Below are 12,048 nucleotides of genomic sequence, written 5' to 3' on the forward strand. Positions count from 1 at the left end.
ATTGAGTAGGAGGCGGGTTCACACCCGCCGTCCTCTCACACCACCGTGCGTACGGTTCCGTACACGGCGGTTCAAGCTATGCGGCTAAGCCGGTTGATCGTATCCAGTATCGAGACCAGTCCGAGTCGATCCCATAGTTTCTTCGGCAGCGCCTGATTCATATGTGGCGCCCCCGAGTTCCACCATGGGCCTCGGCCGTTATAGGCCGATTTACAGGCACGCTCCTCGCTTAAGCCCAGACGCATCAGGTTGCGCGCCCTCGTAGAGGGCTGTTTCCATTGGCGCCAAATGGCACAGCGGAGTTTGTGCCTGATCCAGCCATCCAGCTCCTCAAGTGGCCGCTTGCTCTGGCTGAGCTTGAAGTAACCCGCCCAACCTCGTAGTACGGGGTTTATCCGCTCGATGGTGTTTGCCATCTTGCGGCCCCGCGCGCCGCATAGCAGCTCTGCGAGCCGGTCGCGCAGGCGACTCAGGCTCACCGTTGCCACCCGCAACCTTGGCTGCTGATGCCAGCTCATCCCATAACCCAAGTAATCACACTTCCAGGCTCTCGCGACTCGACTCTTCTTCTGATTCACCGTCAGTTTCAAACGTTGACTCAGGAAGCGCTCGACACTAGCCAGTACCCGTTCGCCAGCCCGAGGACTGCGCACATAAATGTTCGCGTCATCGGCATAGCGCACGAAGCGATGGCCCCGCCGCTCCAGTTCGCGGTCAAATTCATCGAGCAGGATATTCGACAGCAGCGGCGAGAGCGGGCCGCCTTGCGGCGTCCCTTCCTGCCGTGGACTGACGACACCGCCTGACATGACTCCCGCTTCAAGGTAGCGACGGATAAGCCTAAGTACGCACTTATCTTTGACCCGGCGCTCGATACAGGCCATGAGGATGTCGTGGTTGACCCGATCAAAAAACTTCTCCAGATCGACTTCCACGCACCACCGGTGCCCCGATGCCACATGGGCACGGGCCATCTCGACAGCTTGATGCGCGCTCCTGCCCGGACGGAAGCCGTAGCTAAAATCCGAGAACAAAGGATCGAAGAATGGCGTGAGTTGTTGCAGCAATGCCTGCTGGATCAGGCGATCCACGACGCTGGGAATTCCCAGTTGCCGCGTGCCGCCCTGCGGCTTGAGAATTTCAACCGCACGTACGGCTTGGGGATGGTATTCACCGGCCAGCAATCTGCCTTTGAGGATTGGCCAATACTGATTCACATAGCCTGCAAGGTCGGCGACCGTCATGCCATCGGCACCCGGCGCTCCCTTATTGCTGACTACGCGCTTATACGCACGTCTGAGGTTGGCCGGTGCGAGCACCCGCTCCATCAGCGTGTCCGGCTCTGCGTTCGTCCACGCCGATGACGCCGTCGATACCTTTGCGCTGTCAGGCATCATCCTCGGCTTCTGGCCGGGATTCGGAGTGACAGATTCCGTTTTAGGAAATTTCTGCATTGCGGCTACCAACGAGACAGTGACGCCTACTGGCGGCATAACCTGTTCGGCCCTTGGTGACGCGGTTAACCGCCACTTACTACGGCCTCGGCTGACTTCTGCACGCTCATCCCGTCGCCTCTCGACGCTCGGTAGCACCAAGGCAAGCGTACAGATCTCCCAGGGTAATTCGCGTGACCTTCCTGCTTATGCCTGTCGGATTTACGTCGCAGCGTTCCGTGCAAGTATTGGGCTTTGACGATTATGGCCGTCTTGCCCCGCTGCGCCGCCTGATCCGCTTCCTGTTCGTCAGGCCAGCATTTTGCCTCGGGCTTCCTTCAGATTCGTAGTCGCCCACGACACCCTTGCCTCTGGCTAACACTTCCCCTTGCCGGGTGTGTAGAGGACTTTCACCCCCAAGTCACCAGCGAGGCCACCACAGCCAAGCTGGTTGCGCTATCGCGCAACGCGCCATGCCTGGCGCACCATAAAAAAACCCGGCTTGCGCCGGGTTTTTTGCGTCTCGCAAGAAGCATTACTTCTTGGAGCGGCCTTTGAAGCTGTTGTCGCGAGTGTCGATGTCGATCCACTCGTCGATCTGGATGAAGTCAGCAACCGAGATCTCGGTACCGTTCGCCAGCTTGGCAGGCTTCATGACTTTGCCGGAGGTGTCACCGCGAGCAGCGTTCTCGGTGTAGACAACTTTACGGCTGATGGTGGTCGGCAGCTCAACCGACACCAGACGGCCTTCGAAGAACACGGCTTCGCAGACGTCTTCCATGCCTTCTTCGATGTACGGCAGAACGGCTTCGATGTCCTCGGCGTTCAGCTCGTACATGGTGTAGTCGGTGGTGTCCATGAAGGTGTACTCGTCACCATTGATGAACGACAGGGTCGCTTCTTTGCGATCCAGGATCACGTCGTCCAGCTTGTCGTCCGCACCGTATACGGTTTCGGTCTTGTAGCCGGTCAGCAGGTTCTTCAGCTTGGTCTTCATGATCGCGCTGTTACGGCCCGACTTGGTGAACTCAGCTTTTTGAACCAGCCACGGGTCGTTGTCGATCCGCAGGACGGTACCGGGTTTCAGTTCTTTACCAGTTTTCATTACGAAGTATCCGAATCTGGATGGATTTATAAAAATCGAGGCCGCGTATCATAGCGAATTTCGGTAAAAGTGTACTAGCGCTGTGGCAAGGTCCGGCTGAGCGGCCTGTCGCGCCCCCCAAAGGCGGGCATGCTGCTGCAGTTCCGGCCAATGCTGGCGGGCCGCCCGCCAGGCCTGGCCCATGTCGATATTCATGTTCCAGGCACGCCACAGGCCCAGCAGGGCTGCATCGGCATCGTCTGACAGGCCGCAGCGATAATGCGCGAGGAACGCTTCGAGCTTTTCCCAATGGGCATTCTCGTCCTGCACATAGATGTGCCACAGCATCGGCTGCCCCGCCCACTGCGCACGCACGAACGAGTCTTCGCCACGCACGGCATTGAAATCGCAGCTCCATAACAGCCGGTCGAAGTCGTCCTGGCTGACGAAAGGCAGCACCTGAACGGTCAGCGCCCCACGGGTGCGCACATCACCCACGTGCAGCGGCCCCTCGCCCAGCCACTGGCTGAGCCCCGCGACGATGCGCCCTTGCGGGACCAACAGGTGGCAGGCCTGGTCAGCTGTAGCCAGGGCATCAAGCCAGTTGCCCAGCTGCGGGTTTTCATAGGCAAACAGCGAGATCAGCAGCGCACCCGGCACAAGGTCTACACCAAGCCCCTGCAAAAAGGCACGGCGCGCCTCCGCCGACTGCTGGAACGCGTCACGCCGGGCCAGCAGCGAACCCTCGCGCAGCAAACCACCCGTTTTATCAGTAAAACCCGGGAAGAAAAATACCTTGCGCAAACCGTTGGGCTGCGGCGAAGGCAAACCATGGCAACCCTCCACCCAGTCCTCGGCACTCAGGTACTCGAGGTTGAGCCAGAGCGGCGGCTGCGGAAGGGCGCGCATGGCCTCGACATACGCTGTGGGCAACTGGCAGGCAAACGCGCCGATCACCACATCGGCCGGCGCCACCGGCAACCACGCTGCCGGCCAGTGGCGCACATCCACACCGTGCTGCCACTGTTGCGCCGCCGTGGCGTCGGCGCCAGGGCACATGGGCGTGAAAGCGTTGAGGTCATCCACCCACAGGCGCACCGCCAGGCCGTGCTCGGCCACCAACTGCCGGGCCAGGCGCCAGGTCACGCCAATATCGCCGTAGTTGTCGACGACGCTGCAGAAGATGTCCCAGGTGGCTTTCATGCGCCCCTCCCGTGCGGGTGCAAAAACCGCGAATTCTGCGCATAAATTGGCGCAGACAAAAGCACCTGCGCAGAAAAATGCCCAAGCGCATGCGACAATGCACCCCTACCACGCTGCCAGGAGGCTGCCATGCCGCGCCACCGTGAACTGAAGATCACCCTCAAGCCGTTGCCGTTGATCATGTGCGTTGCCTTGGGCCTGTGGCTAGGCGCCATGGCCATTGCCGTGAGCCTGTGGCTGGCCCAGCAGTTGTGGCCACAGCAGGTGCAACCTCTGGCCCAGGTTGTAGCCCCGCACGCAGGCCGCCCCGTTGCAACGCCTGCACCGGCCACTGCCCAGGATGCCCAGGCCGAGATGTTCGAACGCTACAAGGACATCCTGCACAAACAGGCGCTGCAACAGGCCGCCGATGCCGCACAGGGCAATCCGCGCAACCTCAACAGCCCCAAGTGCCAGTTCTGGCTACAGCAAAACCGTACCGCGCCCACCGAAAAAAGCCAGGCCAACGTGCTGGAGTTCTGTTACTGACCATGGACAAGCCCCAGCTGCTGGCGCTGATTGTCGCCACCCTCGCGCATGACCTGGACGTGCTGACCCGCGCGGCGCAAACCGCCTACGAGGCCGCCACCGCCGAAGAGAACATTGCCGAGAACAAGTATGACACGCTGGGCCTGGAGGCCTCGTACCTGGCTACCGGCCAGGCCCGCCGCAGTGCCGAGATCCGGCAGGCGCTGGTGATCTACCAGCAGTTAATGCTGCGTGATTACAACCCGGCGCGCGGTGTGCAGGTAAGCAACCTGGTGACCCTGGAAAATGAAGATGGCGGGCAGCGCCGGCTGTTTCTCGGGCCTGAGGCAGCGGGGTTGAAGATTGGCGAGGGTGACGGACTAGTGACGGTGATTACCCCACGATCGCCGCTGGGGCAGCAACTGCTGGGCAAGCGCGTGGATGACGAGGTGAACCTGGGCGCACAGGTATCGTTCATTGTCGATGTTGTCTGAACCGGCCTCTTCGCGGGCACGCCCGCTCCCACAAGGCCCCCACTGTCTTCAGGACTGTGATATCCCTGTGGGCACGGGCGGGCCCGCAAAAGGGCCGGCACAGGCAATAATTCTCTAAAGCACCTGCAAGGCATCGAACCGCCCCGCCAGCCCCTGTTCGGCAAACTGCTGCACCACAAAATCGATGAACGCCCGGGTCTTGCCCGGCAACAGCTTGTGCTCGGCGAAATACAGGCTGATATGCCCATCGTCCACATACCAGTCCGGCAACACCCGCAGCAGGCGCCCGGCCAGCAAATAGGGCACGGCAAACGGCAGGCTCACCAGGGCAATGCCCAGCGCCTGCTCGGCCACCGCGCACGCCGCGTCCGAATCGCTCATGGTCATCGCCTGACGCAATTGCAGCGGCTGCTGCGCCTGCCAACGGCTGGTCAACGGCCACGAGCGCACCCGCCCGGTCTGCGGTGACCGCACCAGAATGCCGTCATGGCGTTGCAGCACCTGCGGGTCTTCTATCGGCGCGTGCCGCTGCAGATAGGCCGGCGCCGCCACCAACACCCGGTGCGCAGGGGTCAGCTTGCGCGCCACCACCCCCGGCGGCAGTTCGAAACCACCGCCAATCGCTGCATCGAAGCCCTGGCCGATCAGGTCGACCTGGCGGTTGTCGAAATGCCAATCCGGGGTAATCGCCGGGTAACGGCGCAAGAATTCCCCCAGCAACGGCAGCACGTACAAACGCCCGAACACGGTGCCCATGCTCACCCGTAACGACCCAGCCGGCTGGCCTTCTGCACTGGCCAGGTTGGCCACGGCGTACTGAATGGTGCGAAAGCTGTCACTGACCTCGCCAAGAAAACGCTGCCCCGCTTCGGTCAAGGTCAGCTTGCGGGTACTACGCTGGAACAACCGCACACCCAGGCGCGCTTCCAGCTGCGCAACGTGCTTGCCCACGGCAGCCGGGGTAAGGCTCAGGCGCCTGGCGGCTTCGGCAAAACTGCCGACCTCGGCACTGCGGATGAAGCACTCCAACGCGCTGAATGATTCCATGGCCATGATTAGCAACCAAAGGTTTACTCTGCTGATAGTGATTACCATCTTATCAGTAGGCAATCGAGCGCCGATACTGTGCCCATCCAAGGCATTTCGGCCTGGCTTCCAGCAGGAGAACAGCATGTCCAAGCAACTTACACTCGAAGGCAAAGTGGCCCTGGTTCAGGGCGGTTCCCGAGGCATTGGTGCAGCCATCGTGCGGCGCCTGGCCCGCGAAGGCGCGCAAGTGGCCTTCACCTATGTCAGCTCTGCCGGCCCGGCTGAAGAACTGGCTCGAGAAATTACCGAAAACGGCGGCAAAGCCTTGGCCCTGCGGGCTGACAGCGCTGATGCCGCGGCCGTGCAACTGGCGGTGGATGACACCGTAAAAGCCTTGGGCCGGCTGGATATCCTGGTCAACAACGCCGGCGTGCTGGCAGTGGCCCCGGTGACAGAGTTCGACCTGGCCGACTTCGATCGCATGCTGGCCGTGAACGTACGCAGCGTGTTCGTCGCCAGCCAGGCCGCCGCACGCTATATGGGCCAGGGGGGTCGTATCATCAACATTGGCAGCACCAACGCTGAACGCATGCCGTTTGCCGGTGGTGCACCGTACGCCATGAGCAAGTCGGCACTGGTTGGCCTGACCCGCGGCATGGCACGCGACCTCGGGCCACAGGGCATTACCGTGAACAATGTGCAGCCCGGCCCAGTGGACACCGACATGAACCCGGCCAGTGGCGAGTTTGCCGAGAGCCTAATTCCGCTGATGGCCATTGGGCGGTATGGCGAGCCGGAAGAAATTGCCAGCTTTGTGGCATACCTGGCCGGCCCTGAAGCCGGGTATATCACCGGGGCCAGCCTGACTGTAGATGGTGGGTTTGCAGCCTGATTGAACGGTTGCCTGTGCCGCGACAACGCCGGCACAGGCTAGCCTTTCTGTGCCCCCAGGCACTGCTCCATCACGTCCAGAAAAGCCCGGGCAGCCGGTGTGGGGCTGGACGACCACACCGCATACAAGTGCCGCACCGGCGCATCCACCAACCGCGCCACTGCTACACCTTCGATGCCTTGAGCCACCCGCTCGGGCACCAGGCCGACGGCCATGCCCCGCTGCACGAACTTCTCCACCAGACGAACATGCCCGATCTCGAACTGCACCCTGCGCTGCAACCCCACCGCCTGAAACGCCTCGTCGGTCTGTCGTCGCGCCCCGGTGCCTTCGGGGAAATCCACCAACACTTCACCTGCCAGGTCAGCCAGCGCCAGCTGTGCCCTGCCCGCCAGGCGATGCCCCAACGGCAACACCGCCACCAGTTCTTCCCGAGCCAGCAACCGATGCTGCACCCCCTGCAGCACCTCGCCCTGCCACAGCCCGATAAAGCCCACGTCCAGGCGCCGCTCGAGCACATCAGCGATCAGCAATTCGCTCTTGGCCGTGAGCCAGCGTACATCCACATCCGGGAAACGACCGTGAAACACCGCCAACAGGTCGACCAGGTCCAGCGCAGTGAGCGAGCTGATTTCACCAATCGCCAGCCGCCCGCGCACCTGGCCGCAGGCCGCTGCCACGTCATCGGCAATGCGCCGGGCCGCCTCCACCGCGGGCCGTGCACTGAGTACAAAGGCTTCCCCCGCAGGTGTCAGGCGTACCCGCCGCGAACTACGCTCGAACAGGCTCACCCCCAGCTGCGCCTCCAGCCGCGCCACTTGATGGCTAAGCGCCGACTGCACCACATGGCAGCGCTCCGCCGCGCGGGTAAAACTGCCGGTGTCGGCCACGGCAAGGGCATATTCGAGCTGCTTGAGGTTCATCGATCTATCTGCTTTCAAGATGAATAGGTTGAAAACTATACATTGGTGTCATGCCTGACACTTGCTGATAATCATCACCACACACCACTGCCCCCACGAGAATTGCATGCACACCCCCACTCTCAGCCGCGCCTTGATCCTGCTGATGGCTACCGCCACAGGCCTGGCCGTGGCCAGCAACTATTACGCCCAACCGCTGCTGCACAGCATCGCCCAGCAGTTTGGCTTGAGCACCGCCAGCGCCGGCAGCATCGTGATTGCCGCGCAGCTCAGCTATGGCGCCGGCCTGTTACTGCTGGCACCGCTGGGCGACCTGTTCGAGCAGCGCCGGCTGATTACCGTGATGACCGTTGTCTCCACACTGGGCCTGGTCATCAGCGCCTGTGCACCCAGCCTGCCCTGGCTGCTGCTCGGCACGGCGCTGACCGGGCTATTCTCGGTGGTGGCACAGATCCTCGTGCCGATGGCTGCGACCCTGAGCGAGCCGCATCAGCGTGGGCGCGCGGTCGGCACGCTGATGAGCGGCCTGCTGCTGGGCATCCTGCTGGCGCGTACTGCTGCCGGCTTCATGGCCGAGCTGGGTGGCTGGCGCAGTATCTACGTGCTGGCCGCCGTGCTGATGGCAGTTACCGCCGTGGCGCTGTACCGCAGCCTGCCACAGCACCACAGCCACGCCGGGCTGAAATACCCGGCACTGATCGGCTCCGTGTTCCGCCTGTTCATCGAAGAGCCCGTGCTGCGCCTGCGCTCGCTGCTCGGTCTGTTGGCATTCAGCCTGTTCGCCCTGTTCTGGACACCCCTGGCGTTTCTGCTGGCGAAAGGCCCCTACCACTATTCGGATGCAGTGATCGGCCTGTTCGGCCTGGCCGGTGCGGCGGGTGCGTTGTCGGCCAACTGGGCCGGGCGCCTGGCAGACCGCGGCAAGGGCGCGCTGGGTACCACCGTGGGCCTGGTGGTGTTGCTGCTGTCGTGGGTGCCGCTGGGGTTTGCCGAACAGTCCCTGCTCGCCTTGCTGCTGGGGGTGCTGATGCTCGACCTGGCGGTACAGCTGGTGCATGTGAGCAACCAGAACGCAGTGATCGCCCTGCGGCCCGAGGCACGTACGCGGCTGAATGCCGGTTATATCACCTGCTACTTCATTGGCGGGGCGCTTGGGTCGTTGCTGGGCACCCAGCTGTTCCAGCGCCAGGGCTGGATGGGGATCGTGGTGGCCGGGCTGGTGATTGGCGTGCTGGCGTTGCTGGCCTGGGGATGGGCCGAACGCAAGCGCAAGAATGCCTTGCAGGTGGCCTGAAAAACGCTCGCTGGATTCTTCGCGGGCACGCCCGCTCCCACAGGTGCCTCACAAACCTCAGGGCACTGATACGCCTGTGGGTACGGGTGTGCCCGCCAAGAGGCCAGCCACGGCGACAAAGTACCGCACTACCCTCCGTCGCAATGCCGTTGACTTGCCTGCCGGGGCAGCGCTCATTAAGCGCTGGAATGCCCTTTCCCTGACAGGATGAATTTATGACAAGACTCACGGTACAGTCCGGCGATTTCTTGCAAGGTGAAGGCGAGTATCGCAATGGATCGCTCACACTCAAGACCGCGCGCAGCCCCTCACCCGGTGAGCGGATTTCCCTGGCACGCATCAGCGACTTGCGGCTGGCCAGCCTGGAAACCAACCGCAGCCTTGGCAGCGCCTTGGGCTGGGGCGTGGCCGGCGCCCTGGTGGCAGGGCCAGTAGGGCTGCTGGCCGGGCTGTGGTTGGGTGGCAAGGAAGAAGAAGCGACCTTCCTGGCCACCTTCAAGGATGGACGCAAGCTGATGGCCATTACCGATGGCAAGACCTGGTCGAAGATCGATGACAACTGGCGGCAGCACAAGCGGCCGATCAAGACAGGCTGACTGAATACGCCGGGCCTGGATCGTTTTATGTAGAGGGCGGCTGGTAAGATGCCGCCTTTTTCATGGCCTGTACCGGCCTCTTCGCGGGTAAACCCGCTCCTACAGGGGTATCACCAACCGGTGTATCACCTCCTGGTGCATCACCAACCGGTGTATCACCTCCTGGTGCATCACCAACCGGTGTATCGCCACCCGGTGCATCACCCACGGGTGTATCCCAACCGGTGTATCACCAACCAGTGTAGGAGCGGGTTTACCCGCGAAAGGGCCATTACAGGTATCGCGCATCCAGGAGCCCCACCGCATGCCCCCGCATCACCCCCGCCTGCCCCTGAGCCTGCTCAGCCTGGGCCTGGTCCTGCAGTGCCCCTCTGTGCTTGCCGAAGACAGCGTGGTGCTGGCCCCGTTGCAGGTCTCCGACACCTACGCCAATGATGGCTACCAGGCACGCCAGGCCGCGGTGGGCGGCTTCCAGCCCGCGCCACTGCTCGACACCCCCGCCTCTGTCAGCGTGTTCAGCCAGCAGTTGCTGGAAGACCGCCAGGTACGCAAGCTTAGCGAAGTGTTGCAAAGCGATGCCTCGGTCGGCGAAAGCTATGCCCCCATCGGCTACTACGAAAACTTCAATGTGCGCGGCTTCGAGCTGAACGCCGCCAGTAGCTATCGCATCAATGGCCAGACCATTGCCGGCGAACAGAACGTAGCCCTGGAAAACAAGCAGCAGGTGGAATTGCTCAAGGGCCTGTCCGGGCTGCAGACCGGCGTGTCGGAGCCGGGCGGCTTGATCAACTATGTGACCAAGCGGGCCCAAGACATACGCAGCGTCACGGTATCGACCAACGAACAAGGCGAACGCTATCTGGCCACCGACCTTGGCGGCTGGTTCGGCAGCGAAAAGCAGTTCGGCCTGCGCGCCAACCTGGCCCATGAAGACATCCGCACCTACGTCGACCACGCTGACGGCAAGCGCGACTTCGCCTCGCTGGCATTCGACTGGCAGATCAACCCGGATGCCACCCTGCAGCTGGATGCCGAGTATCAACACCGCGAACAGTCGTCGGTGCCGGGTTACCAGCTGCTCGGTGGCACTGAAGTGCCCCACGGCATCGACCCGGAAGACCGCCTGGCCTACCAGCATTGGGCAAAGCCCGTGCAGAACGACTCCCTGAACCTGGGCGGCCGCTTCGAATACCGCTTCAACGATACCTGGACCGGCACCTTGAGCGCCTCCCGCAGCAAAGTGGTGATCGACGACTACAGCGCGTTTGCCTGGGGTTCGAGCGAGGGGGCGTTTTTCAGCAGTAATGGCGACTACGACATCTATGACTTCCGCAGCCCCGACGATACCCGCCGTACCGACGAGGCACAGGCCATGCTCAACGGGCACTTCGATGCGCGGGGGGTGGGGCACGAGCTGACCGTGGGTACCAGTGCGCAGCGACGCACACTGGATCAGCGCCCGTACTACAACGAGTGGCTTGGTACCGGCAACATCCATACCAGCGCCCCGGACCTCGATCCGTCCGACAAACCCGTCGGCGCCAGCGAACGCCGGCTGGACAGCCGCCAGTACGGCTTGTTCGTCAGCGACCGCATCAGCTTCAACGAGCAATGGCAGACTGTGTTGGGCGCCCGTGAAGTGCGCCTGGATGAAAAGACCTGGGACGAGAACGGCGTAGCCGGGCGCCATACCCGCCAATACGAGCTGCTGCCCAACGCTGCGCTTATCTACAAACCGCAGCCGAACACCACGGTATACGCCAGCTACGCCAAGGGCCTGTCTGCCGGAGGCACAGCACCCTGGTTCGCCAGCAATGCAGCTGAGATCCTTGCGCCTACCACCTCCCGCCAACTGGAACTGGGCCTCAAGCACGACTGGCAAGGCCTGAGCCTGAGTGCCGCCCTGTTCCAGATCCGCCAGGCGTACCAGTACGCGCGCCCGGACGGCACCGGCAACTTCACCTACGTGCAGCAAGGCCAGCAGAAAAATACCGGCCTGGAACTGGGCGCCAGCGGTCGGGTGACCCCGAACCTGCAGGTACAGGCCAGTGCGGCAGCCATTCGGGCGCGGGTGCAGAACAGCGGCACCGAAGCCTATGAAGGGCACCAGGCGATCAACGTGCCTAAATTCCGGGCGGCGCTGCATGCGGAATATGCCCTACCGGTTCCGGGGCTGGCGCTGCTGGGCGGGGCGCGGTATAGCGCCAGCAAGTATGCGAGCCAGGCGGGCAATGTGGAGGTTGGCGGGTATACCGTGTTCGACCTTGGCAGCCGCTACAGTACCCGTGTTGGCGGGTATGACACGGTGCTGCGGCTGACGGTGGATAACGTGCTGGACAAGCGATACTGGCGCGATGTGGGCGATTACCTGGGGGATAACTACCTGTTCCAGGGAGCACCGCGTACCGCTCGGCTTTCGGCTTCGATCAGCTTCTAGATTGCCGGGGCCGCTCTGCGGCCCTTTCGCGACACAAGGCCGCTCCCACAGGTGTGGACTGCCCCCAAGGGGTTGGATTGGTGTCCAACTTCTTGGGAGCACTCCAATTGCCTGTGGGAGCAACTGTCTTGCTCAATTTCTAAAAGCTGGCGCGAT

General features: G+C 62.6%; 11 protein-coding genes. 6 read left to right on the forward strand and 5 right to left on the reverse strand.

All coding sequences use genetic code 11. The features are described from left to right. Positions 1-71: 71 nt before the first annotated feature. The 3 genes from ltrA to earP form a co-directional block, all read right to left on the reverse strand. Entirely contained in the window at positions 72-1,493 is a 1,422-nt protein-coding gene (gene ltrA, locus ACTJJN_RS26575) for a group II intron reverse transcriptase/maturase (RefSeq protein WP_221101214.1), read from the reverse strand. A 475-nt stretch (positions 1,494-1,968) separates the two neighbouring features. Further along, on the reverse strand, positions 1,969-2,538 hold the full coding sequence (gene efp, locus ACTJJN_RS26580; RefSeq protein ID WP_003252871.1) for an elongation factor P: 570 nt from the start codon (positions 2,536-2,538) through the stop codon (positions 1,969-1,971). A 48-nt stretch (positions 2,539-2,586) separates the two neighbouring features. Next, positions 2,587-3,720: an elongation factor P maturation arginine rhamnosyltransferase EarP gene (earP, locus tag ACTJJN_RS26585; protein WP_440781769.1), complete on the reverse strand. Its 1,134-nt coding sequence runs from the start codon at positions 3,718-3,720 to the stop codon at positions 2,587-2,589. Positions 3,721-3,849: 129 nt separating this feature from the next. Here earP and ACTJJN_RS26590 point away from each other — a divergent pair, with 129 nt between their 5' ends. Then, on the forward strand, positions 3,850-4,248 hold the full coding sequence (locus ACTJJN_RS26590) for a hypothetical protein (RefSeq protein ID WP_221100887.1): 399 nt from the start codon (positions 3,850-3,852) through the stop codon (positions 4,246-4,248). Between the two features lie 2 nt (positions 4,249-4,250). Then, positions 4,251-4,721 (forward strand): GreA/GreB family elongation factor, encoded by a 471-nt coding sequence (locus tag ACTJJN_RS26595; RefSeq protein WP_440781770.1) that lies wholly within the window; start codon positions 4,251-4,253, stop codon positions 4,719-4,721. A gap of 114 nt (positions 4,722-4,835) precedes the next feature. Here ACTJJN_RS26595 and ACTJJN_RS26600 read toward each other — a convergent pair whose 3' ends face one another. Further along, positions 4,836-5,774, reverse strand: coding sequence for a LysR substrate-binding domain-containing protein (locus ACTJJN_RS26600; protein ID WP_440781771.1), 939 nt, complete (start codon positions 5,772-5,774; stop codon positions 4,836-4,838). A gap of 118 nt (positions 5,775-5,892) precedes the next feature. On the opposite strand from ACTJJN_RS26600, the gene ACTJJN_RS26605 reads away from it, so the two are divergent. Next, positions 5,893-6,642 (forward strand): 3-oxoacyl-ACP reductase family protein, encoded by a 750-nt coding sequence (locus tag ACTJJN_RS26605; RefSeq protein ID WP_003252861.1) that lies wholly within the window; start codon positions 5,893-5,895, stop codon positions 6,640-6,642. A gap of 38 nt (positions 6,643-6,680) precedes the next feature. Here the strand turns inward: ACTJJN_RS26605 and ACTJJN_RS26610 are convergent, their stop codons facing one another. Further along, on the reverse strand, positions 6,681-7,565 hold the full coding sequence (locus ACTJJN_RS26610) for a LysR family transcriptional regulator (protein ID WP_012053333.1): 885 nt from the start codon (positions 7,563-7,565) through the stop codon (positions 6,681-6,683). A 106-nt stretch (positions 7,566-7,671) separates the two neighbouring features. On the opposite strand from ACTJJN_RS26610, the gene ACTJJN_RS26615 reads away from it, so the two are divergent. The 3 genes from ACTJJN_RS26615 to ACTJJN_RS26625 all read left to right on the forward strand — a co-directional run bounded on the left by ACTJJN_RS26615 (position 7,672) and on the right by ACTJJN_RS26625 (position 11,892). Beyond that, positions 7,672-8,859 (forward strand): MFS transporter, encoded by a 1,188-nt coding sequence (locus ACTJJN_RS26615; protein ID WP_088513080.1) that lies wholly within the window; start codon positions 7,672-7,674, stop codon positions 8,857-8,859. A 215-nt stretch (positions 8,860-9,074) separates the two neighbouring features. After that, entirely contained in the window at positions 9,075-9,455 is a 381-nt protein-coding gene (locus ACTJJN_RS26620) for a hypothetical protein (RefSeq protein ID WP_003252855.1), read from the forward strand. A 304-nt stretch (positions 9,456-9,759) separates the two neighbouring features. Beyond that, positions 9,760-11,892, forward strand: coding sequence for a TonB-dependent siderophore receptor (locus ACTJJN_RS26625; protein WP_440781774.1), 2,133 nt, complete (start codon positions 9,760-9,762; stop codon positions 11,890-11,892). The last annotated feature ends 156 nt before the right edge of the window (positions 11,893-12,048 follow it).

Origin of the sequence: Pseudomonas sp. 22515, from assembly GCF_052044625.1 — a bacterium.
In the GTDB taxonomy this organism is placed as follows: Bacteria; Pseudomonadota; Gammaproteobacteria; order Pseudomonadales; family Pseudomonadaceae; genus Aquipseudomonas; species Aquipseudomonas alloputida.